The sequence below is a fragment of the Paraburkholderia aromaticivorans genome, assembly GCF_012689525.1.
GTDB lineage: Bacteria > Pseudomonadota > Gammaproteobacteria > Burkholderiales > Burkholderiaceae > Paraburkholderia > Paraburkholderia aromaticivorans_A.
The window spans coordinates 439,171-462,918 of sequence record NZ_CP051515.1; the positions used below are offsets into that span (position 1 = coordinate 439,171).

Below are 23,748 nucleotides of genomic sequence, written 5' to 3' on the forward strand. Positions count from 1 at the left end.
TCAAGGGGCCACGCCGTCTGATTTCTGTCCAGCCTGAATCAATCTGATGTCCACTCCCCTCTCATCCCTTGGTGACGCCGCGCCCGTGCTGCGCGTGCACGGTATCGGCAAGACCTATGCCGAGCCCGTGCTCGCCGATGTCTCGCTGGAACTGCGCGCGGGCGAAGTGCTGGCGCTGACCGGCGAAAACGGCGCCGGCAAGAGCACCTTGTCCAAGATCATTGGCGGCCTCGTCACGCCGACTACCGGATCGATGACCCTCGGCGGCGCGGCCTACACGCCGGCCAGCCGCAAGGACGCCGAGGCGCTCGGTGTGCGCATGGTCATGCAGGAGCTGAACCTGTTGCCCACGCTCTCGGTGGCGGAGAACCTTTTTCTGAACCGTTTGCCGCAGCGCGGCATGTTTGGCTGGATCGACCGCGCCAAGTTGCGTGAGGACGCGCGGCATGCCATGGCGCAAGTCGGCCTCGACGCGATCGATCCCGATACGCTGGTCGGCACGTTGGGTATCGGACATCAACAGTTGGTCGAGATTGCGCGCAATCTGATCGGCGATTGCCGCGTGCTGATTCTCGACGAACCGACTGCGATGCTGACCGCCCGCGAAGTGGATTTGCTGTTCGAGCAGGTCGAGCGGCTGAAGGCGCGCGGCGTCGCGCTGGTGTACATCTCGCACCGGCTGGAAGAGTTGAAGCGTATCGCGAGGCGCGCTGCCGTGTTGCGTGACGGCCGGCTCGTGCATGTCGACGAGATGGCCAACCTCACCACCGACCGTCTCGTGACCCTGATGGTGGGGCGCGATATCGGCGACCGGATCGATCTCGGCGAGCGACGCATCGGCGAAGTGGCCTTCAAGGTCAGCGGCATGACGCGCGATCCGGTGGTGCGCGACGTGTCTTTCGAGGTCAAGGCCGGCGAGATTTTTGGCATCAGCGGGCTGATTGGCGCCGGGCGCACGGAGTTGATGCGGCTCATCTATGGCGCTGACCGTGCGGACGCGGGCACTGTGTCGATCGGGCGTAAAGGCGGCGCGCTTGAGCCCGTGATGATTAACTCGCCGTCGGACGCCGTGAAGCACGGCATCGCGCTGATCACCGAAGATCGCAAAGGCGAGGGTCTTTTGCTGACCCAGCCGATCGCCGCCAACATCTCATTGGGCCACTTGCGTTCGGTGTCGAGCAAGGGCGTGGTGGATGGCCGTCGTGAAGCGGCGTTGGCGCACCAGCAAATCGACGCGATGCGCATTCGCAGTTCTGGGCCGTCGCAACCGGTGTCCGAGTTGTCGGGCGGCAATCAACAAAAGGTGGTGATCGGCCGATGGCTCGCGCGCGATTGCACGGTGCTGCTGTTCGATGAGCCGACGCGCGGCATCGACGTCGGCGCGAAGTTCGACATCTATGCGTTGATGGGCGCGCTGGCTCGCGAAGGCCGCGCGCTGGTGGTGGTATCGAGCGATCTGCGCGAATTGATGGCCATTTGCGACCGGATCGCGGTGATGTCGGCGGGACGCATGACAGGCCTGTTCGAGCGCGGCGACTGGACGCAGGACGCGCTGCTGGCGGCGGCATTCGCGGGCTACGCGAAACGCGATGACATGCTGCACGAGCCGATCGACCCCGACGCGAAGGCGCCCGACGAAAATAAATTAGTGGAGTATTGAGCATGACCGTGGAAACCAGCCTGCCTACGCTGCAGAACGAACCACCCAAAAACGCGAAGCCGCTCGGCACGCGACTCGGCTTGTCGAACTACCTTGGATTGCTCGGCGCGCTCCTCGGGATGATCGTGCTGTTCTCGCTGCTGAGTTCACACTTTCTGACCTACGACACGTTCAGCACGATCGCGAACCAGATTCCCGATCTCGTCGTGATGTCGATCGGCATGACGTTCGTGCTGATCATTGCCGGCATCGATCTGTCGGTCGGCTCGGTGCTGGCGCTCGGCGCGGCGCTCACGAGCGTCGCGGCCTTGCAGTGGCATTGGCCGGCGCTGCCGGCGGCCTTGCTCGGCATGGCGGGCGCGACCCTGACCGGCTGCGTGACCGGCGCAATCACCGTGGCGTGGCGGATTCCGTCGTTCATCGTGTCGCTCGGCGTGCTGGAAGCCGCGCGTGGTCTCGCGTATCAGCTGACCAACTCGCGCACGGCTTATATCGGCGATGCCTTCGATTTCCTCTCCAACCCGGTCGCGTTCGGCATCTCGCCGGCGTTCATCATTGCCATTGTGGTGATGGTCGCCGCGCAGTTCGTGTTGACGCGTACCGTCTTCGGCCGCTATCTGGTGGGCATCGGCACGAATGAGGAAGCGGTGCGGCTCGCGGGCGTCAATCCGCGACCCTACAAAATCGCCGTGTTCGCGATGATGGGTTTGCTGGCCGGCTTGGCTTCCCTGTTCCAGATTTCGCGGCTCGAGGCCGCGGACCCGAATGCCGGGCAGGGCATCGAATTGCAGGTGATCGCGGCGGTGGTGATCGGCGGAACGAGTTTGATGGGCGGCCGCGGGTCAGTGACGAGCACCTTCTTCGGCGTGTTGATCATTTCGGTGCTGGCCGCGGGTCTCGCGCAGATCGGCGCGACCGAGCCGACCAAGCGCATTATTACGGGAGCTGTGATTGTCGTGGCTGTCGTGCTGGATACTTATCGAAGCCGGCGTCGCGCCGCATAATTGGACCGCTTTGCATGGGGCCGGAGTAGGTGCTAAAGCGCTAACTCTGGTCGGAGCTTTGCATGGGATCGGAGTAAGCGCTAAAGCGCTAACTCTGGTCGACCGCTTTGCATGGGACCAGAGTAAGCGCTAAAGCGCTAACTCTGGTCGACACAGGAGAGAATGAACGTGTCAAAAGAAACGAAGCAGGGCCGGGTGCTGGTAGTGGGTAGCATCAATACGGATCTCGTCGCTCGCGCGCCGCATTTGCCGCGCCCCGGCGAGACGATTGGCGGACATGAGTTCTCGCAGGTCGCCGGCGGTAAGGGCGGGAACCAGGCTGTCGCCGCCGCACGCATCGGCGCGCAGGTGGCCATGGTCGGATGCGTCGGGAAAGACGCGAACGGCGCTCAGCGGGTCAAGGATCTGGAAGCGGAAGGGATCGACTGCAGCGGAGTCGAGGTTCATCCGGGCCAACCGACCGGTGTCGCCATGGTGACGGTGTCGGACGACGGGCAGAACACGATCGTCGTGGTCGCCGGCAGCAACGGCGAACTCACGCCGGAGAGCGTGGCTCGTCATGAAGCGGCCATCAAGGCTTGCGATATCGTGGTGTGCCAACTGGAAACGCCGTGGGATTCCGTTCACGCAACGCTCGCGCTGGCTCGCCGGCTCGGCAAGATCACCGTGTTGAACCCGGCGCCGGCGACAGGGCCGTTGCCGGCGGAATGGCTGCCGCTAGTCGACTATCTCGTGCCGAACGAGGTCGAGGCCGCCATTCTGGCCGGCCTGCCGGTCGAATCGCAAAGCGGCGCGCGGCGCGCGGCGACGGAATTGCAACAGGGCGGCGCGCGCAATGTAATCGTCACGCTCGGCGCGCAGGGCGCTTATCTACTAGTGGAAGGCGGCGAGGGCATGCATTTCCCCGCGCCGCAAGTGCAAGCGGTCGACACGACTGCGGCCGGCGACACTTTTATTGGCGTCTTCGCCGCGCAACTCGCCTCACGGCAACCGCTGGAAGGCGCGATCAGCCTCGCGCAACGCGCGGCGGCGATTTCCGTGACGCGTGCGGGCGCGCAGCCATCGATACCGACTCGCGCGGAAGTCGATAGCGCAGCCTGACACGGATGCCGGTTGTGACATGAGGCGGTCCGTATTGCCACTTTCGGTGGCGCGACGTTGATTTATCGGCACCATCTCACGATGGTGTTCCCTTGTTAATCACGCTCTCGAATGGACGAAACATGAAATCACAATACGTAGGCATACTGATGATATCGTTGGGACTTGCTGCGTGCGGAGGCGGCATATCGACCACTGATCCTCTCGCCAATGCGCCGAAGGTCATCATCGATTCAGACTTCAACACGATGGGCGACGACGGCCAGCTTTTCGCCATGACCACGCAGTTGATGGGGCAGGGCAAGGTCAATCTGCTTGGACTCACCGTCGTCACCGGCAACGACTGGTTGCTGCAGGAGGAGTCGGATGCGCTCAAGTCAGTGGAACGCATGGGTGTGCAGAACGTCGTGGGCGTGTACGGCGGCGCCGACTATCCGTTGCAATACGATGTAGCGAGTATTCGCGCGCAGCAGGCGGCCAATCCGAACGGCTATTTTGGCGCGTGGAGCCGGCCCGAACCGACTCAGCAGTCTCACCTCGTTGCGCCGCCGGATGGGTTCGCGGTGGCGACGAAACTGCAGGCGCTGGGTGCTGCGGATTTCATGATTCAGACCATCAAGCGCTATCCGAACCAGGTCACTATTCTCGAGGTCGGGCCGCCCACTAACCTTGCCACGGCGATCATGAAGGCGCCGGAGATCGTGCCGCTGATCAAACGGATCGTCTACATGGGCGGCGCGATGGCGGTGCCGGGCAATGCGAACGCCGTGGGTGAACTCAACTGGTGGTTTGATCCGCTCGCTGTGCGCACGGTGTTGCAGACGTCGATTCCACAAGCCGTGATTCCGCTCGATGTGACGAATACGGTGCCGCTGACTCAAAGCGTGTATGACCAGATCGTCAATAACCCGAGCAAGCAGACTGCGGTGACGAGGGCGTATGGGATTGCGAATGCTGGGGCGTTTGCTAATAATACGGATTTGTTCGATACATTGACGATCGCGTATTTTCTTGATCCTACTTACGCTACGCAGACGAAGAGTGCGTACCTGGATATCGATACTACGAGCGGTGAGGATCAGGGGCATGTGACGGTTTATCCGGATCAGCCGGCAGCGGGTGCTTCGCCGCAGAAGATCACTTATGTTACGCAGTTTGATAACAATCGGTTTTTTGGTCTTTATGTGGATTTGTTGACGCGGCCTGTGCCGATTACGTTGCCGTGACCTCGCGGTATGCGTCTAGAACCGGTAACGTTACAGGGGCACACGCTCCCGGTCGGACTTGATGGACGAGTTCTTCCGAGGGGCGTGGCATAGCGCCCGGATAGGCGTCCGACTGGCCGCCTCTGCGTGCGCTCGCCTGGCAGGGGGCGCCGCTCATTCCATTTCGCTCTTCAGCGCTTGCTTGATGTGACGCCGGTGGTTTTGACCGGTAAATCTTTGATCGCGTCTTTACGCCACGGAACATCATCGGTTGCAAAAGACTGTGCCCCGACCTCAATCGCAATATGGCGAAACGAGTTGCAACTGAATAGTCTTTGTCCGCCAGCTGTGCCTGTTCGGAACATTGTTTGCGACTAGGGCTGCCGCACAGGAGACAAGTGGCGGCGAATTGCTAACTATCGGCTGATGTACCCAGCGCTGACCTTGCCAGAGAGGAAGGAAAGCGGTGGCAGATCTTAGTCATCCAGACGAAAAAAATGACAGTTGTGATCCGCGAAGGACTTTATTCATACGTAAGGTGCTCACGCCATGGAGGCTTCGCTTCGCGTTTACCCGACGAAAATTAAGCTAACGTAAAGATATAGGATTTTCTAGACTCCTTTCTGTTGTTTCGTTCCTCTGACATTCCAGGCCGGGCAATGGCGACGCAGAAAGAAGAAGAACAAGGGCATAAAGGTGCGAAGCACGAAGGCGGCGGCTTTTGGCATTTGTTCGGCCGGGCTGCTCTATCGGTAGTGCTGGGTATCGTGCTTGCTTTTCTGCTGCCCACACGTTTTGGCGAAGAAATGGGTGCGCAGACGATGGCGCGCTACGCGGCGCCGTTCTCAGGCTATCTGTTTGACCGCGAGCGAGAGAAGGCGGTCGATAAGGAACAGAGCGATTGGCACGGCAAGAGCATCACCGTGCTCGTAATTGATGCCGAGGTTCTCGCTGCCTGCAAAGAAGGCTGGCCGGCTCATTACCCTTTTTACAGCTGGCTCCTGGGATATCTCAACAAGTTTCCGCCGAAGGGTGTTTTTATCGATGTGATTCTTTCCCAGTCCAAGGGACAGGATGCCGCGAAACCCAAGAAACCCAACAAACCCGAATGTATTGACGAGACCGTCAAGCCTGGTCCTCACAAAACATTGGAGGATTCTGACTTCAACGACTTCAAAAACGGGGTTATGCGCTTGACGTCGCACGGAATACCGGTATTTCTGGCTGCTCGCCGGACGACCGAAAACACGCTTACCACTAACCCGGATCTCGATAGCGATCACGACTTGAAGAACCTGAGACGTGTTGGCATTGAGTTTTCTGCCCATTCGGTGGACCGGCTAGCATGGACTTATCCACTCGTTTATCCCAAGGACGAGTCCGCCAGCAAACAAACACAGAGCACCGAGCAAACAGCGCACGCTATGCCGGAGCAACCCGGCACTTCGGAAGGCGACTGTCCACGGAGTGCCGCCTTCGCGATCTTCAAGGACGTGTACAGCGGAAAGCTGGATGTGCCGTGCGACAGGGCCGCGTTCATGTCGGTCACGTGGCCACTCGACACGGCGGCATACGGCTTGCGTTGGCGAGAGTCCATGGACGAAGAGAGGGAGGAGCGTCATGGGTTTTGGCCGCGGGTGGACTCCGGGGACGACGACGAGGAGATGTACTGCACGTCGAGCGAGGACCAGATCAGACTCTTGTTGCGCGCGGAGGCACGTGCGTTCTTGCGTCCATTGAGCCGGCCGCTCTGTGTGCACTATCGGACCATCCACGCTAGCCGGCTGCCAAAGCAGATGGGTGATGGACTGAACGTTGGCGCGCCGAAAGACACGGAACTCAGTGATCCTGAACTCAGCGACGCGTTCAGGGGGCGCTTCGTGATGATTGGCACATCGTTCGCGTATTCCAATGACCTCGTCCTATCGCCCCTTCAAGACCGTATTCCAGGCGTGTTTCTGCATGCAGCCGCGCTCGACAATCTCTTGAGTGATCACTCCGATCTGGAAGACGTCGAAGCCTGGGAGCTCAAATTCAAAATGCCCGTCACCAGGTGGGTCAAGATTCTCCTTCTTGGTGGCATTGGTTTCATCGGGTTCTTCATCATTGTGAGCATCAAGAAGAAAGTCAGGAAGGTATTTGCGGAGTTCCATCACGAGCGCACGCATTGGAGAAAGCGATTCCATCCGCACTGGTGGGTCGCGAAGTCAATCACGGCCAGTTTCAATATCGCGTTGCTTGCAATCAGCCTTGCCGTGCTTGTGTCATTCGGCGTGGCGATGATCCTGCTTGGCGCCGGGATGCATGTTCCATTTCTCGTCGTGGCGCATATCCTCGCCTGCGCTATTGCAGTCGAATGGCTCGAGTGGAGCGAACATCTGTTCAACTGGATCACCGACAGCAAGGAGAAGTGATCATGCAAAAAGTTCGAAATGCCCGGCAGCGGATCAAGCACGCCTTGCTGGCTGCAACGGCGGCCGCAGCGTTCGTTGCAACTACTGGCGGCAACGCCTTCGCTCAAACTGCGACATCTGTCGAAGCGCTGAAACCTGGCGAAGCAGTGAAGATTTACAGCGCGCCAGACACCAAGAGCAGTTCGAAAGATGCGACGGAATCGCGGCTTGCTGTAGTGGGCGCGTCAAAAAATGGCTTCTATCCCGTGACGTCCGACGGCAAGCCCTATTGGGTAGACGGCATGGCTGTGAAGGTCGTTCGCAAAGCGCAGGCGCAATGCAGTAAGTCTGCCGGCGTCCAAGCCGCCGGCACACTAGGCGCCGCCACCAACCGGTGCCAATAATCATGCACACCGGACGGCGATACTTCTGCGGCGCATGCGCGAGCCTTCTACTCGGCGCATGCGCGGACGTCAAAATGCCAAGCGCCCTGTCGAACCTGAACATCGGCGGCGGTTCCGCGAAAGGACCAACCCTCGACACCGTCGGCTCCATTCCCCCGCCACCGGCTCGCGATTGGCCCGACATCAAACTCGACCTGATGAATGCGCGAGCCGACGGCTGGGGCCTCGTGCCGATGCCTGACATGGAGGCATATCTCAACGGCCTGCTCGCAACGATCAAGAAAACCGCGGGCACGCCGAACTACCCAGGCTCGGTGCATATCATCTCCGAGACCGGACTCAACGCGAATTCGAGCGCGGGCGGCAACATCTTTGTCTCGGTCGGCTGGTTGCAGTCAGCCGAATCGGAGGACGAGATATTTGCGATCCTCTCCCACGAGTTCGGCCATATCTACCTCAACCATCACGCGATTTTCGACGCGCGCACGGCCGGCGACACATCGCTTGCCATCGTGTCGCTCGCCTGGACAGTGACGAACAAATCGCCGACGTCCAACACGTGGTCGGGCGTCGACAATATCGCCGTGGTGCAGACACTCGGCACACGCGTGCTGTTCCCTGCCTGGCAACGCAGCGTGGAGGAACAAGCGGACCGATTCGGCGCGACGATCAGCCTGCGTTGTGGCTATTCCTATGTCGACGGATTCAAGGCTTTCTTCGAGCGCGTGATCGCATACGATCAGGACGCCAAGGCACGACGTCAGAAGTTGCGTGAGAAGCAACTCCAAGCCGGGCGGGAGAAGGCCGGACAGCAGGCCGCGGCGCAGGCACACACCCAGCCGCTCGCGCCGGCGGCAGGCGGCGGCGCGGCGCAAACGGCGAATCAGCTCAGCAGCATCGGCGAACTGCGTGACGCGGTCTCACAGTACACGTCCGCGCGTGCGGGCGCACAGGCGAGCGTCGCGGAAAATCTCTTCGACGCCCGCGCGGTGATCGACGACCAGATCTCGGCGCAACTCGAAACCTTGCACGACGATCACGGCGATCCGGCCGCTCGCGAAGACAACTTGACCGAACTCGTGCGCCCGATGCTCGGAGACAAACGGCCCGACCCGCGGATCGAGCCGTGGAACGCCGCGCGCAAGCGCGGTTCTACGCCACTGATTCTGGCCCACTACAAATCCATATCCGACATGCAGGATCTGCAAGCCGCAGGCAACTACTCGCAAGCGCTGCAAGTAGCGACGACGATCGCATCAGGCCCGACAGCGGACCACGCATACCCCGTGTTCCTGTTGTCGAATCTGATGACGCTATCGCGATCGGGTCCGTCGGATTCACAGACGCAGGTGCTGCGGCGCAATCTGGGCTCACGCGACCGCTCATGGGCGGTGCAGACCAATCTTGCCAACCGCATAGGGCAGAAAGACCCGAAGCAAGGTGAAACGTTTTTACTGCAACAGTTCGAATATTTCGGCAGGACGTCGGTGACCTGGCCCAACGTGATCTCGTGGTATCGCGAGCATGGGGATATGAACCGCGCGAAGCAGTTGGCTAACACATGCTGGACGGAGCATCCGGAAATGCGTGCTGCCTGCGTCGCCGCTTCGCAGGCGCCCGCGCAAAAGAAGATCGACGATCAGGCCGGCGGGTTCAGTAAGGCGGTCGACAAAATGCTCGACCAGGCTAAGGGGCTGTTGCCGAAGTGATGGCTCAAGTGGTTTGTCGCCCGAGTTGTCACGGAGCAAGCGGAAGGTAAATACGTCACCCGATTTCATCATCGACCGAAGCTGTCACTCGCCCATCGGCGTCTGAGCGTCCGCTCGACGCCGATAAACGGGCACTGCACCCGCCGGTTTTCAACGCCCAACTCACATTGCGGTGGATGCGCCCGCGCGACGCACCCCGCGTCAAGCAGACCTCTACCTTCCTCCGGGCCAGAGAAGTCTCCATCTCGAAGCCGATCCCAGTATCGGTCTGCGATTTCGTGCGCGCGAGCGTTACCCCGCCTTTGGTGGCGGCTGCGGCATCTCGACTGGCCCCGATAATTACCCGACAAACCTCTCAAACACCTCCACCGTAGCTGAATTGTTTTGCCTTGACAGTCGCTGCGCTGTGCGTTGTAGAATATGGCTATACGATTTTAATAAATTGCTGTGCGATACGATAAATGGTCGTAAAAATTCGGTTCAACTGCTAGCAGCAGCTCGCGACCCAACACCAGGACGGAGACACCCAACATGTTGAAACAACCCCTAAAGGCGCTTTTTGCGGCCATAGCCTGTGCCGCCGCACTCAGCTCCGCGCATGCCGAGCTCCCCGTATTGAAGGTCGGCGCCACCCCCACGGCGGTGCCATTCAACTTCCTCGATCCCAGAACCAACACACTGAAGGGCGTGATGATCGACGTAGCCGAGGCGGTCGGCAAAGAGGTGGGCTTCAAGGCGGACGTCGTCGCAGTCCCGTTCGCGTCGCTGGTGCCGGCGTTACAGACCAACAAGATCAGCCTGATTTCATCGGCGTTCGCCAAGACGCCGGCGCGCGCCGAGGTGGTTGATTTTTCGGACGTCGTCGTCGAATACGGTGAATCGCTCATCGTGCCGAGCAAGGATATGACGCCGTATCAGCGCTTCGCGGACCTGAAGGGCAAGGTCGTCGGCGTGCAGATAGGTACGGCGTATGTGGAGCCGCTCCAATCCGTGTCCGGCCTGAAAGAGTTGAAGATGTACGAAACCATGGCCGACATGATGCGTGACATTTCGCTAGGCCGACTGGACGCCGCATTCGGCGATGGACCCGTGCTGGCTTACCAACTCCAGGCAAGCGGTTCAAAGGACGTTCGGATCGTCACCACCTACAGGAGTGTCGTACCGACCAGGATAGCGCTGGCTGTCAGGAAGGGAGACGCCGATTCGCTGCGCAAGATCAACGCCGCCATCGTCACGCTCAAAGCCAATGGCGCGCTGGACGGCATCCTGAAGAAGTGGGGCGTCGTTTCCTGATTGCCCGTTTTCCCGCAGACCACGCTTTTCCTGTTCCAGAAACGCAAACGTGCTGGCTTGGCATGATTAGGTACCCGAAATGCTTCAATCTTTTTTTAGTGACGCCACCGAATTCTTCCCCGTATTACTACAGGGCGTATTGACGACGGTCTGCATCACCGTTGCAGCACTGGTTATCGCCACGGTGCTGGGCTTGATCTGGGCGTTGCTGCGCGTCAGCGGCATCCGGCCGCTAGCCAATGCGAGCCGCGTGCTGACCAATGTGATTCGCGGCGTGCCGATCATCGTGTTGCTGTTCTACATGTATTTCGTGATTCCGGAGATTGGAGTGAGCCTGACCGCCTTCCAGGCCGGCGCGTTGGGTTTGGGAATCGCGTATTCCTCGTATATGGCCGAGGTGTTCCGCGCCGGCATCGACGCAGTCGATATCGGTCAGTTCGAGGCCGCGCAATCACTGGGGATGTCGCGCGTCAAGCTCATGCGTCGCGTCGTGCTGCCTCAGGCGTTCAAGATCGCGTTGCCGTCATACGGCAACAACGTCGTCATGATGCTGAAGGATTCCTCACAAACGGCCGTGATCACGGTGGTCGAACTGTCGATGCAAAGCAAGCTGATCGCCTCCGCCACCTTCAAGAGCGCCACGATCTTCACGCTGGTCGCCCTGATGTATCTGGCAATGAGCCTGCCGATGATGTATTGCATCGGCCAACTGGAACGCCGTTTTGGGCACCGCAAATGATCAAGATCGAGCAATTGAATAAATCGTACGGAACGCATCGTGTGCTCTCGGGTATCAACGCCGAAATTCAATCCGGCGAAGTGGTGTGTCTGATCGGGCCGTCAGGCTCGGGTAAGTCCACGTTGCTTCGCTGTATCAACGGACTGGAGCGCTACGACAGCGGCAGCGTCACGATCGCCGGCCAACGCGTGGATGCAGCGAGGCCGCAGATACGGCAGCTTCGCCAGCGCGTCGCGATGGTGTTTCAGCGCTTCAATCTGTTTCCTCATCGTACAGCGCTCGAAAACGTGATCGAAGGGCCAGTGCATGTCAAGGGCGAGACAGCGGCGTCGGCACGCGAACTAGCGAAGGAAATCCTGGCATCGGTCGGCCTCGCGGAGAAGATGGCCCACTATCCGCATCAATTGTCCGGTGGCCAGCAGCAACGCGTGGCCATTGCACGCGCCTTGGCCATGGAGCCCGAAGCGATCCTGTTCGACGAACCGACCTCGGCACTGGATCCGGAATTGGTTGGCGAAGTTCTGGCGGTGATGCGCAAACTCGCCGAGAAGGGCATGACGATGGTCGTCGTGACCCACGAGATGGACTTCGCGCGCAATGTGTCCGATCGCGTTCTGTTCCTCGATGGGGGGCGCATTGCCGAGCAAGGCACATCGAAAGAGGTGCTGACGAATCCGAGAAACGATCGCATGCGCGACTTCCTGAGGCGCGTGACTCACGCGGAATAACCGATGAATACTGATCTGTTTTCTTTCCGCAGCACGCTGTGGGCGGCCACGACTGCGCCGCGCGCCGCATCCGCCGCGCTGGCGGGACCGCTGGATGTGGACGTTGCGGTGATCGGCGGCGGCTTCACCGGCTTGTCGGCCGCGCTTCACCTGGCCGAGGCCGGCGTCAAAGTGGCGTTGTTCGAGGCCTACGAAGTCGCGCACCGTGCCTCGGGGCGCAACGGCGGGCAAGTGGTGCCGGGCTTCAAGCCGACGCCGTCCGCGATGATCCAGCGCTTCGGTGTCGAAACGGCGCGGCGCATGATGAGGTTTGGATACGGCAACGCCGACATGCTGTTCGATCTGGTGGACCGTTACCGTATCGATTGCTCGCCGTCGCGCGATGGTTGGATACAGGGTGCGTTCACCGAGACATCCGGGCAGTACCTGAAAAAGCGGGCCGCGGACATTAACGCGAATGGCGGCGATGTCCAGTACCTGGACCGCGAGACAATGCGTGAGGCGTCCGGATCCCAGTTCTGGCCAGCGGGCTTGCTGGAGCGACGCGCAGGCGCAGTGCATCCGCTGGCGTATGCGCGCGGACTGGCGCGGGCGGCCACGGAACTCGGTGCATCGATCTACGAGCGTTCTCCGGTAACGGAGATTTCGCCGCGTGTTTCCGGCGTAACGTTGTCGGTCAACGGCCATGCGGTGACGGCGAAGCACGCGATTCTGGCGACCGACTCGTACACCGAAACGCTGTGGCCCGCGGTCGCGCAGTCGTATGTCACGGTTGCGAGCGCGCAGATTGCCACCGACCCGCTTCCCGACGCACTACGTGAACGCTTGATGCCGAAAGGCGCGGGCGTGTCGGAGACGCGCAAGATCACGTACTACTGCCGCATCGATCCGGAAGGCCGTTTCGTGATCGGCGGGCGTGGCCGCTCCACCGATTCACTGGACGACGCCACGCGCACGCAATTGCGAAACGCGGCCGAAGAGCGCTTCCCCGAACTGGCAGGCGCGACGTGGAGCCATGGCTGGGCGTGCCGCGTCGGAATGACGATGGATGATCTGCCGCGCGTGCATCAACTGGCCGACCGCTTATGGACTGCCTACGGCTATTGCGGCCGCGGCGTGGCAATGGGCACGGCACTTGGACGTGTGCTGTCGGAGGCGGTGCGCGGCGTGAGACCCGCACAACTCGACTTCCCGGTAACGCCGGTGAACCGCATGCCGTTCTATCCGGCGCGGCAAGTGGGTGCGGCACTGACCATCAATTGGTATCGTCTGCGTGATACGTTGGGCTATCCGGCCTGAGCTTTGAAGCGCGAGGCAGGGCGAACTGGATTTACGTTCGCACGGAATGTCGCGCGAACCATTGCAGAATGCGTTCGCGCGCCGGATGCAGGGCGCCAGCGGTTTGCAGCCAAAGCACATAGACGCCGGTGGTTTTCAAAGGCGTGCCGAACGGAACAACCAGCGTGCCGCGATTGATCGCGTCCTGCGCCAACGTCAGGTCCGTCATGGCAACACCTAATCCACGGCTCGCCGCATCCATCGCGAGTTCGTCCAGATTAAAGGTGATGTGCTTATAGCCGTTTGTAACCGACTCGCCGTTCGCCTGCAGCCAGGCGGTCCATTCGTGATGGCCGGTCGATCCGTGAATGAGCGTGTGGTCCGCCAACTCCGCGAGCGAGGTTGGCGGCTCTTTGCCGTTGACGGCGGAAGGCGCGCATACCGGCACGAGGAACTCCTCGAATAGTGTCAGGAATGCCGGATCGTCGGGCATTTCGGCGAGATAGAGGATATAGGCGTCACACTCGCCCGAAGCTTCGACCACTTCCGTAGCGACAGTCTCGATCGACAGCGACAGATCGGGGCATTGGGCATAAAAGTCGAGCATGCGCGGCAATAGCCAGCGAACCGCGAGCGACACGAATATACGAATGCGGAACGGCCTGTCGCGCCGAGTGAGTTGCTCGTCGAGCGCTCTCAGTTCTCCGAGCACCTTTCGGGCGACTTCCAGGACCGCTTTTCCGTGCTCGGTCAATTGCATGTTACGGCTGTTGCGAACGAGCAGCGGCGCACCGTAGTGACTTTCCAACTGCTGAATCTTCCGGCTCACCGCGCTTTGAGTCAGATGCAGTTTGTCTGCCACCTCGGTGAAACTGGACGACTCCGCCACGAGTGCGAGCGCCTGAAGGGCCTGTAGAGCCGGTGGACGATAGAGTTTATCCATGCGTTTTTTTAATGCTTCAATGAATTAATAACGATGGCAGACGCTTTCAGCACGCCATATAGTTGCACAAAAGCACGCGAATTATCGGGCAACGATGCCAATTTTTCATACTTTAGAAAAATCATGGCTGCTCGCATCGAGGTAGGAGACATGTCTTGATCGAAAATGTATGCGGCTGGATTGCGCAGGCGGGTGTCTCGCCTGTTCGAGCAGTCCTGAGCGGAACTCAGCGAGCGGATTGGCTGGTGATCGGCGGTGGTTTTACAGGCTTGTCGGCGGCGCACACGCTGGCTGAAATGCATCCACAGTCGCGGATTGTCCTGGTCGATCGACAGCGCGCGGCGCAAGGTGCGTCGGCACGTAACTCCGGTTTCGTGGTCGCGTACGAGCGCCCCGATTCCGATGAGTTGAGCGGTCGATCGCTGAACGAGAAATATCTGGACGTGACCGCGATCGGCAAAGCGGCGAGCGATGAGGTAAGGCGACGCGTGGCGACCTTAGGCATCCGGTGCGACCTCAGCGACGTCGGCTATTACTTCGCTGTCCACGATCCGGCGAAACTCGAGGAGGCGGAAGCCCAGGTGCGAACCCTGCGTGAAGCAGGCGCAAACGCGGAATTGCTGGGAAGCCGCGAGATGGCGCAGCGCCTGGGCTCGCCTTTCTACCAGGCGGCGATATGGTGCGGCGGCGGTAACGGTCTACTGCAGCCGGCAAAATACGCGAAAGGGTTGCTGGATGCGTTGCCCGAAAATGTTTCACTCTACGAGATCACAGAGATCTCCAGTCTCGAACGGATGAGCGGTGGTGGTATTCGCGCGTATTCGAATAACGGCGACATTGAAGCCAATCAGGTCATTGTTTGCGTGGGAGCGTTTTTGCCACGAGTGGGAGTGGCGGACCGCGCCGTCTTCCCTCTTGAACTCAGCGCATCCCTCAGTCGGCCGCTGAACGAAAACGAGCAGGCGCAACTCGGCAACGCGGCGGAATGGGGCGTTCTTTCGACCCGAGCTGCCGGTGCCACGCTACGCCTGACGCGCGACAAACGTCTCCTGATTCGCAACACGGTCGAATATCGCCATCGCGATCTTGCGGGGCACTCACTCGCGGTTCGTCGGGCTACGCATCTCCAGGGACTACAGCGCCGCTTCCCTTGGGTCACCGACGAGCATCTGCAATTCACCTGGACGGGCCATCTAAGTGCAACGCGATCCGGCGAGCCGCGCTTCGCGAAACTCGAGCACGGTGTCTATACCGCGGCCGGCTGCAACGGTTCGGGTGTGGCACGCGGCACGCTGTGGGGACGACTGCTTGCGGAAATGGCATCGGGAGGCCAGTCGTCGTTACTGACCGCAGTCCTGAACAATGCGAAACCAGGCTGGGTCCCGCCGCGACCGTTCTTCGATATCGGCGCTTCCATGCGTCTGCGATACGAAGCTCATCGCGCGGCTACTGAGTCTTGATACCGTCGCCGCGTTCGATCGCGGCCTGAGTGACCAACCACTTCCCCTATTGATAACCTGTCCGAGGAAAACATGATGCGCGTTTCCTGTGTTGGATCTCGTTTGCGGCACGCCATGCTTGCAAGCGCCTGTATAGCGACGGCGGTCGCCGCATGGACCGCATTGCCAGCCCGTGCCGCCGACAATGAATTGAACGTGTACAACTGGTCGGACTACATCGCGAAAGACACGGTGCCGAATTTTCAGAAGCAGACTGGCATTCACGTGCGATACGACAACTACGACAGCAACGACACGCTGCAAGCCAAGCTGCTCGCAGGCAGCTCTGGCTACGACATCGTCGTGCCGACGTCGAACTACATGGGCGCGCAGATTCAGGCAGGCGTGTATCAGAAGCTCGACAAGTCGAAGCTGCCGAATCTGGCGAATTTGAGTCCGACGCTCATGCAGATGGTCGCGGGAGCGGACCCTGGCAACCAGTACGGCGTGCCTTGGGCATTTGCAGTCATCGGTATCGGCTACAACGCGCAAGCGGTGCAGAAAGCACTGGACGCCACTGCGCCGGTCGATAGCTGGTCGCTGGTATTCGATCCGACCAATCTCGCCAAACTGAAGGGATGCGGCGTGTCGTTCCTCGACGAATCGGTCGATGTATTCGCGGCGGCGCTTCAGTACATGCACAAGGATCCGAATAGCACCAACCCGGCCGATTACCAGGCCGCCTTCGAGATGCTCAAGAAAGTGCGGCCCTACGTGACCGAGTTCAACTCGTCCGGCTATATCAACGATCTTGCGAATAGCGACGTGTGTGTCTCGATCGGCTTCGCTGGCGACGTGGGAATCGCGCATCGGCGCAGCGCCGAGGCCAAGCATCCGTTCGATATCAAGTTCTCGAACGTCAAGGAAGGCGGTCTGGTGGCGTTCGACATGATGGCGATTCCCAAGGACGCGCCGCACCCGGAGGCGGCGCTCAAGTGGATCAATTACATCGAAGACCCGAAGGTGAACGCGGCAATCACCAATGAAGTGTATTACCCGACAGCCAACGCGTCCGCGCGCAAGTTCGTCACGCCTGCCATTGCGCAGGATCTCTCGGTCTATCCGCCGGACGATGTGTTCAAGAAGATGACGCTGATGAAGCCGAAGCCGACTGAAATTCTGCGGCTTGAAAACCGCTTGTGGTCACAGCTGAAGAATATTCATTGAGCGTGAATGCCAGCAGGACGCTACTGGCGTATTGCGCGTCTCGCCGGAGATTGGTCCGGCGAGACGCGTTGATGTTCAGGTCGGTGTGTCCGACGAGCCCGATCGGGCAGCGCCGCTGCCGATGCGAAACGGCGCGAGCGAAAGCGGCGTCGGCGGCGTGGTGGAAATCAGGCGTGCCGTTTCGAGCATCATCGGCACGAACTTGGCGACAGCTTTCGTCAACGACCAGTTCGCCGCCGCGACGGAGATATTGACCGCAGCCACCGGGCGCTCGCCGCGGTCGAAAATGGGCACCGAAAGCGCGAGATCGCCACGGTAGTACTCGCCTTCCACCGCGGCAAAACCCTGCTCCCGCGCTTGTGCGACCCGCTGCATCAGTGCGTCGACATCGGTCACGGTTTGCTGGGTGTAACGAACGCGATCCGACGCCTGAATCAATTCGAGCGCTTTGTCTTCCGGAAGACCCGAGAGATAGGCTCTTCCCGACGACGAACAGTAAATGGGCAGACGCCGTCCCACAGGCATATGCACCATGCTGCGTACCGGACTCGGAAACCGCGCGATGTGAATCATCTCCAAACCGGCTGGCTCCGCGAGATTCACGGTCTCCCGAGACGCGCGGTTGAGTTCGAGCAGATAGGGATTCGCGCGCTCCAGCAGCGGATGCGACTGAAGGTAGTGATAGCCCACGTCGATGTTGCGCGACGACAGCGCATAACGCTTGGTGACGGGATCCTTCACGAGGAGACCGACGGCTTCGAGCGTGAACGCGAAACGTTGCGCCGCGCTCTTCGTGATGCCGGCAGCGGCAGCAATCTCCGGCAGGCTCATCATCTGCCGTTCGCCGTTGAAGACGTTCAGTACGGAGATGCCCGACGCGAGCGATTGGACAAACAGAGGCGATTCTTCCGGACTCATTTTTCTGACTCGTGGGTTAGCGAATGGAGCGTTCGAACGTCATGTCCTGACAGTCTGGCGAATCGCACGTCGATACTCTTAAGCAGCCTGCCAATATTCTATCTTACTTGGCTGTTCGCTGGCGCGCTCCGCTTGCATGGCTAATACTCGCGATAAAGCCGCTAAAACCACCATTCATTGGCAGGGCAGACGGGTTTACCCACCGGCCTCGCGCCTTGACAGCAAAATTTTGCACGCTTATAAAATTGCTATGCGAGTTACAGATATCGTACAGCGATACGACAAAAGAATCGATGTCGTAATGTGTCGATAAGCAAGAAGCCGAGAAATCGTCATTTACCGCCTGATATTGATAGAGGCAGGAGTGCAAGTCATGAAAACTGTCGCCGAATGGCACCAGCAAGCTCAGACGCTAGCCGTGAATGGGCAAGCGTTCATCAACGGGTCCTATTGTTCCGCGGCATCCGGCAAGACGTTCGATTGCGTGGACCCGGCTTCCGGTCGCGTTCTGGCACACGTGGCCGCGTGCGATGCGGCAGACGTGGACCGCACCGTCAGATTCGCCCGCGCGGCGTTCGAGAGCGGCGTATGGTCCCGCATGTCGCCGGCAGAGCGAGGGCGTCGTCTTGTCCGGTTCGCGGACCTGATTGATCGCCACAGCGAAGAACTCGCCCTGCTGGAATCGCTCGATGTCGGCAAACCCATTCGCGACTCGCTCGCCGTCGACATCCCTCTCGCCGCGAAGGCGATCCGCTGGTACGGGGAAGCGATCGACAAGGTTTATGGGGAAATCGCGCCGACCGATTCGTCGACGATGGCACTCATCAAACGCGAGCCGATTGGTGTCGTTGCCGCCGTCGTGCCGTGGAATTTCCCGCTCCTGATGGCGGCGTGGAAGATCGGCCCGGTTCTCGCCGCGGGGAACTCCATCATCGTGAAGCCCGCGGAGCAGTCGCCGTTGACCGCGCTTCGAGTAGCGGCACTTGCGTCCGAAGCCGGCATTCCGGATGGCGTGTTCAATGTTCTGCCGGGATATGGCGAAACAGCGGGACAGGCGTTGGGACGGCATCCTGATGTCGATGCCGTCACGTTCACGGGTTCTACCGAGGTCGGAAAACTATTTCTCCGATATGCCGGCGACTCGAATATGAAACGTGTGTCGCTCGAATGCGGTGGCAAGTCGCCGAACATCGTCTTCAAGGACGCACCCGATCTGGATACGGCGGCGACCGCTGCAGCCTGGGGAATCTTTTATAACCAGGGCGAGGTGTGCAATGCGGGGTCCAGGTTGCTGGTGCAACGGGAGATACATGATGAGTTTGTAGAGCGCGTGCTTCAGGTTGCACGGACCATCAAGGTGGGTGATCCACTGGATCCGTCGACCGAGATGGGGCCGATTGTGGACCGGTCGCAACTGGAACGTGTTCTCAGCTATATCGAAGCAGGAAAAGCCGAGGGCGCGCAGCTTCGTGTGGGTGGAGAGCGTCTGGCCGGACTTCAGGGAAACTTTGTTCAGCCGACTGTGTTCGACACCGTATCGAACACGATGTGCATCGCGCAGGAAGAAATCTTCGGGCCGGTGCTTTCGGTTATTCAGTTCGACACCACGGCCGACGCGATCGCGCTCGCAAACGAAACACAGTATGGACTTGCCGCTGGCGTGTGGACGAGAGACATCAACAATGCCTTCCACGTGTCGAATGCGCTCAAGGCGGGAGTCGTCTGGGTGAACTGTTTTGACAAGGGCGACATGTCGGTGCCATTTGGCGGCGTTAAACAATCCGGGTTTGGTCGCGATAAATCACTTCATGCTCTGGAAAAGTACACGGATTTGAAATCAACATGGGTTCATCTGAGCAGCGTCGACTGACAGCATGGCGAGGGAAGGCATTATTTTTCATATCAATTTACACTAATTATTTAGGATGACGATATGCGTGCGTTCTCTATGAACCGTACTCTTTTAAAGGTCAGCATTGTCGGTGCGATGATCGCGATTGTCCTGCCATCCGCGAACGCGACGCAGGTCGTCAAGATTGGAGCATCGAACCCGCTGACAGGTGGTAGCGCCGCAAACGGAAAGGACATCGAGAATGGTGTACGCATGGCGATCGACGAAGCGAACGAGCGTCACTTCAAGATCAACGGCGAGGACGTGCAATTCGTTCTCGACTCCGTCGACGATCAGGGTGATCCGCGTATCGGCGTGCAGGTCGCGCAAAAACTCGTCGACGACGGCGTCGCGATTGTCATCGGTCACTACAATTCGGGCGTCACTCTGCCGGCTTCGAAAGTCTATGCCGCAGCGGGTATTCCGCTGATCGATCCGACCGCCACCAATCCGGCTATCACGCAGCAAGGTTTCGGTTCGGTATTCCGTATCATCCCGACCGACGCGCAGAATTCAGGAAACGCGGGGAAGTATGCGGTCAACGTCACCAAGGCGAAGCGCATCGCGGTGATGGACGACAGAACGGCGTTTGGCCAAGGCGAGGCGGAAGAATTCAAGAAGGCCGTCGAGGCGGCCGGGGGAAGTATCGCTGTTTCTGAGTTCACGAACGACAAGGCCGTAGACTTCAGCGCGCAGCTGACGAATATCAAGCGTGCGAATGCCGATCTGCTCTTCTTTGGCGGCGTGGACAATCAGGCAGGCTTGCTGGTGAAGCGCATGAAGCAATTGGGGATGCGCACGCAGTTTCTCGGTGGCGGCGCGATTGCGGACACGATTTTCACGAACATCGCCGGAAACGATGCGGCGGAGGGCGCGCTCGCGTGGGAATATGGACGTTCTTTGGAGCAGTTGCCTGGCGGAAAAGGCTTCGCGGAAAAGTACAAGAAGAAATTCGGCACGGACAACCTGACCTACTCGCCTTTCTCCTACGACGCCACTTGGGTCGCGATTACGGCAATGATGCAGGCGAAATCCACCAGGCCCGCAGAGGTGATACCTGCTATTCGAGACATTCACTACTCGGGGATCACCGGCAAGATCTCGTTTGATCAGCGCGGCGATCTCAAGAATCCGACATCGACGCTGTATCAGGTCAAGAAGGGCGCCTGGGTGCCGGTGACCATGATCGGCGCTGAGTGACGTGATTCTGGATTGACAATTGCATGCCGGCGGTCGCCCGACCGTTGGCACTCTCTTTCAGTTTCCCGAAACCAACTTGAGTCCGATAACGCCTGCGAGAATAAACACAATGCAGAGCACCCTCATCGGCGCAGCGGAGTCGCCCAGCACTATCATTCCCAGTATCGCGGTGCCCGCCGCTCCGATGCCGGTCCACACCGCGTAGCCGGTTCCTACTGGCAGCGTACGAAGCGAGATGGAAAGAAGAAAGACACTCGACAGGCCGGTGGCGACCGTGAACAGTGCGGGTGTCAATCGCGTGAAACCTTCAGACCACTTCATGCCAAAGGCGAATGCGATTTCGAGAATGCCGGCGATACTGAGTAATGCCCATGACATGGGTGACAAATCCGTTCGTTGAATCGCCAGATGTTGCGGCCGGCGAAGTGGGAGCCGCATCCGGCTCGATCCACTGACTTAAAGGTGGACCGGAAAGCTTCACCTCCGGCCACTGCTCGAAGAAGCGAACGCTACCGAATAGACATTTCCGTGCGTGAAGCGTCCGCTTGCGGCGCTCAGGCTTTGGAAGCTGCAGCGGGGGGCGTACGGAACGTGATCCCCAATCGATTGAAGGCGTTCATCAATCCGATCGCGTAGGTGATATCCGCGAGTTCCTTGTCGCTGAATTCCGCGGTCGCGGCTTCATAGTCGGCGTCCGGAACGTGGGTTTCGGCTATACGTGTCACGGTTTCCGCCCAGGCAAGCGCGACCCGCTCGCGGCTACTGAAGACTTCACCCGAGTCGCGCCACACGGGCACGAGTACGAGCTTGTCGACCGTCACGCCGAGTTTGAGCAGGTCGCGAGTATGCATATCGATGCAATATGCGCAGCCGTTGATTTGCGAAACACGTAGATACACAAGATCGACGAGCTCTTGTGAAAGGCCGGACTTTTGAAGTGTGACGTACACGCCTCCGAAGGCCTTGTAACCTTCAGGCGAAGCTTTGGCGTAGTCGATACGGTGGCTCATGACGAATCCCTTTGTTTGATGATTGAGAGACTCCATCGTGAGGCATCTTGGCCTATGCGAGAAGAGCCATGATCCACCTTGTGTACTAGGCCATGAATGTTTGCCTGACGGCTACCGCCAGCGTTAAATCAGCTTCAAAATGCGTTTGCCGAGATTCTCGGCCCTACTCTGTGCATCGATATTTGTGAAACTCAAAAGCAAAGCTGACGCAGCATCACTGCCTATCGTCCAGTCCGTCAATGCTTCCGCGTATAGACCGTCTTCCCGCAAGCGTGCGGCGAGCCGACGATCTGAGCGTCGAGCTTGCAATCGCAAGATCAAATGCATTCCTCCTGGTTGCGCATCGATCCGCATGTGTTTCCCCAGCACGCTTTCCAAGCCCGCAACCGTCGCTTCCCGACGCTCTGCGTAGAGTTTCCGCATCCGTTGGATATGGCGCGCGAAGTGCCCTTCCTTGATAAAGGCTGTGACGATAGCCTGAGTAAGCTCGGGGCTGCCGCCCGCAAAAGCTTGAATGATCTGCTCAAACCTCTCGACCTGCGTTTCCGGCACGACAAGATAGGCAAGCCGGATACTCGGAAGCAGCACCTTGCTGAACGTGCCCGCATAGAGCACGCGTCCATCACGGTCGAGGCTTTTTAGAGCGGGCAGAGGACGGCTAACGTACCGGTACTCGCCGTCGTAGTCGTCTTCGATGATCCATGCGTTATTCCGTGCGGCCCAGTCCAGCAACGCCTGACGCCGGGGCAACGATAAAGACACGGATAGCGGACTCTGATGCGCGGGCGTGACCACCGCCGCACGCGCCCGTGGGGCCAGCTTGAGTCCTTCGGCGACGACCATGCCGTCCCGGTCTACAGGCACCGGGACGGCTGCGATATTCATATTTCCCAATAGTTCGCGAGTAGGTGGATAGCCAGGGTTTTCAAGCCAAACGCGGTCTCCTGCCTTCAGCAGCGCATGAGCAATCAACTCGATGGTATGACGATATCCCGATGTCACGAATATCTGCGAAGGGGAGCAGTTGATGCCACGCGACACCTGAAGATAGGCCGCGATTTCGGCACGCAGTTCCGGCACACCAAATACAGGCGGATGAACCATGTCCGATGGCTGCATGGCCCGTACACATCGCGCGCCCAGGCGTGCCCAGATTTTTCTAGGAAAGGCATCCAGAGCGGGCAAACCCATCTGGAACGGCCAGATCGAATCCGGACGAAAACTGGGCGCGGCCATGCTGCTAGCGGGCCGTGGCATCGCGCTGGCGACGGGCATTCGCGGTTTGAGGTCAGGCGTCACGATGGTTCCCGCCTGGCCACGTGCCTGGATATACCCCTCAGCGGCTAACAAAGAATAAGCAGCCTCGATCGTGCCTCTTGCCAAACCCAGTTCCTGGGTCAGCGCACGTGCCGAGGGTATCCGGTCGCCTGGCTTCAACACCCCGCTGGCGATCGCGGCACGAAACCGATCGTAGATCTGCCGATAAAAAGGGGCGGCCGCTGTCGGATCCAACGGCGAGATATTGCTGCTTTTGGCGACGGGCATAGGGACGGGTCAACTCTGCAAAACAATGGAAAAGGATTGCGCCGCGATGACCCGGAGTGAC

The 23,748-nt window shown here is 59.6% G+C and carries 21 protein-coding genes; 15 read left to right on the forward strand and 6 right to left on the reverse strand.

The window, feature by feature from the left end:
• Positions 1–46 precede the first annotated feature (46 nt).
• From HF916_RS13810 to HF916_RS13860, 11 genes are all read left to right on the forward strand, one after another.
• Positions 47–1,660 (forward strand): sugar ABC transporter ATP-binding protein, encoded by a 1,614-nt coding sequence (locus HF916_RS13810; protein ID WP_168789503.1) that lies wholly within the window; start codon positions 47–49, stop codon positions 1,658–1,660.
• A gap of 2 nt (positions 1,661–1,662) precedes the next feature.
• Positions 1,663–2,664 (forward strand): ABC transporter permease, encoded by a 1,002-nt coding sequence (locus tag HF916_RS13815; RefSeq protein WP_168789504.1) that lies wholly within the window; start codon positions 1,663–1,665, stop codon positions 2,662–2,664.
• Positions 2,665–2,832: 168 nt separating this feature from the next.
• Positions 2,833–3,765: a ribokinase gene (gene rbsK, locus HF916_RS13820; protein ID WP_431311422.1), complete on the forward strand. Its 933-nt coding sequence runs from the start codon at positions 2,833–2,835 to the stop codon at positions 3,763–3,765.
• Between the two features lie 122 nt (positions 3,766–3,887).
• Positions 3,888–4,991: a nucleoside hydrolase gene (locus tag HF916_RS13825; protein WP_168789506.1), complete on the forward strand. Its 1,104-nt coding sequence runs from the start codon at positions 3,888–3,890 to the stop codon at positions 4,989–4,991.
• 638 nt (positions 4,992–5,629) lie between these two features.
• Positions 5,630–7,384, forward strand: a complete 1,755-nt coding sequence (locus tag HF916_RS13830) for a CHASE2 domain-containing protein (RefSeq protein ID WP_168789507.1) — start codon at positions 5,630–5,632, stop codon at positions 7,382–7,384.
• A 2-nt stretch (positions 7,385–7,386) separates the two neighbouring features.
• Positions 7,387–7,767 carry a hypothetical protein gene (locus HF916_RS13835; protein WP_168789508.1) on the forward strand — a complete coding sequence of 127 codons (381 nt, stop codon included), beginning with the start codon at positions 7,387–7,389 and terminating at the stop codon, positions 7,765–7,767.
• 74 nt (positions 7,768–7,841) lie between these two features.
• Entirely contained in the window at positions 7,842–9,476 is a 1,635-nt protein-coding gene (locus HF916_RS13840) for a M48 family metallopeptidase (protein WP_240975537.1), read from the forward strand.
• 531 nt (positions 9,477–10,007) lie between these two features.
• Entirely contained in the window at positions 10,008–10,769 is a 762-nt protein-coding gene (locus HF916_RS13845; protein WP_168789510.1) for a substrate-binding periplasmic protein, read from the forward strand.
• Between the two features lie 79 nt (positions 10,770–10,848).
• Positions 10,849–11,508 carry an amino acid ABC transporter permease gene (locus HF916_RS13850; RefSeq protein WP_168789511.1) on the forward strand — a complete coding sequence of 220 codons (660 nt, stop codon included), beginning with the start codon at positions 10,849–10,851 and terminating at the stop codon, positions 11,506–11,508.
• Entirely contained in the window at positions 11,505–12,236 is a 732-nt protein-coding gene (locus tag HF916_RS13855; RefSeq protein ID WP_168789512.1) for an amino acid ABC transporter ATP-binding protein, read from the forward strand. The genes HF916_RS13850 and HF916_RS13855 overlap by 4 nt, the downstream gene beginning before the upstream one ends.
• A 3-nt stretch (positions 12,237–12,239) precedes the next feature.
• Complete coding sequence (locus HF916_RS13860; protein ID WP_168789513.1) at positions 12,240–13,535, forward strand: NAD(P)/FAD-dependent oxidoreductase; 1,296 nt, start codon at positions 12,240–12,242, stop codon at positions 13,533–13,535.
• Positions 13,536–13,566: 31 nt separating this feature from the next.
• Here HF916_RS13860 and HF916_RS13865 read toward each other — a convergent pair whose 3' ends face one another.
• Positions 13,567–14,457 (reverse strand): LysR substrate-binding domain-containing protein, encoded by an 891-nt coding sequence (locus HF916_RS13865; protein ID WP_168789514.1) that lies wholly within the window; start codon positions 14,455–14,457, stop codon positions 13,567–13,569.
• A gap of 8 nt (positions 14,458–14,465) precedes the next feature.
• Positions 14,466–14,804 carry a hypothetical protein gene (locus tag HF916_RS50900; protein ID WP_240975662.1) on the reverse strand — a complete coding sequence of 113 codons (339 nt, stop codon included), beginning with the start codon at positions 14,802–14,804 and terminating at the stop codon, positions 14,466–14,468.
• On the opposite strand from HF916_RS50900, the gene HF916_RS13870 reads away from it, so the two are divergent.
• On the forward strand, positions 14,754–15,917 hold the full coding sequence (locus HF916_RS13870) for an NAD(P)/FAD-dependent oxidoreductase (RefSeq protein ID WP_240975639.1): 1,164 nt from the start codon (positions 14,754–14,756) through the stop codon (positions 15,915–15,917). The genes HF916_RS50900 and HF916_RS13870 overlap by 51 nt on opposite strands.
• A gap of 75 nt (positions 15,918–15,992) precedes the next feature.
• The gene (locus HF916_RS13875) at positions 15,993–17,123 is read left to right on the forward strand and encodes a polyamine ABC transporter substrate-binding protein (protein ID WP_168789515.1); all 1,131 of its coding nucleotides are present in this window, start codon (positions 15,993–15,995) and stop codon (positions 17,121–17,123) included.
• 75 nt (positions 17,124–17,198) lie between these two features.
• Here the strand turns inward: HF916_RS13875 and HF916_RS13880 are convergent, their stop codons facing one another.
• Complete coding sequence (locus HF916_RS13880) at positions 17,199–18,041, reverse strand: IclR family transcriptional regulator (RefSeq protein WP_168789516.1); 843 nt, start codon at positions 18,039–18,041, stop codon at positions 17,199–17,201.
• Between the two features lie 373 nt (positions 18,042–18,414).
• Between HF916_RS13880 and HF916_RS13885 the strand changes: the two genes are divergently transcribed.
• Together HF916_RS13885 and HF916_RS13890 are read left to right on the forward strand one after the other, a co-directional pair.
• Complete coding sequence (locus HF916_RS13885) at positions 18,415–19,911, forward strand: aldehyde dehydrogenase (RefSeq protein ID WP_168789517.1); 1,497 nt, start codon at positions 18,415–18,417, stop codon at positions 19,909–19,911.
• A gap of 117 nt (positions 19,912–20,028) precedes the next feature.
• The gene (locus HF916_RS13890) at positions 20,029–21,132 is read left to right on the forward strand and encodes a branched-chain amino acid ABC transporter substrate-binding protein (protein ID WP_240975640.1); all 1,104 of its coding nucleotides are present in this window, start codon (positions 20,029–20,031) and stop codon (positions 21,130–21,132) included.
• A gap of 57 nt (positions 21,133–21,189) precedes the next feature.
• Here the strand turns inward: HF916_RS13890 and HF916_RS13895 are convergent, their stop codons facing one another.
• The 3 genes from HF916_RS13895 to HF916_RS13905 all read right to left on the reverse strand — a co-directional run bounded on the left by HF916_RS13895 (position 21,190) and on the right by HF916_RS13905 (position 23,687).
• A complete protein-coding gene (locus HF916_RS13895; protein WP_168789519.1) occupies positions 21,190–21,510 on the reverse strand; it encodes a DMT family transporter in 321 nt (106 codons plus the stop codon).
• Between the two features lie 176 nt (positions 21,511–21,686).
• On the reverse strand, positions 21,687–22,142 hold the full coding sequence (locus HF916_RS13900) for a carboxymuconolactone decarboxylase family protein (RefSeq protein WP_168789520.1): 456 nt from the start codon (positions 22,140–22,142) through the stop codon (positions 21,687–21,689).
• A gap of 123 nt (positions 22,143–22,265) precedes the next feature.
• On the reverse strand, positions 22,266–23,687 hold the full coding sequence (locus HF916_RS13905) for a PLP-dependent aminotransferase family protein (protein ID WP_168789521.1): 1,422 nt from the start codon (positions 23,685–23,687) through the stop codon (positions 22,266–22,268).
• Positions 23,688–23,748: the final 61 nt, after the last annotated feature.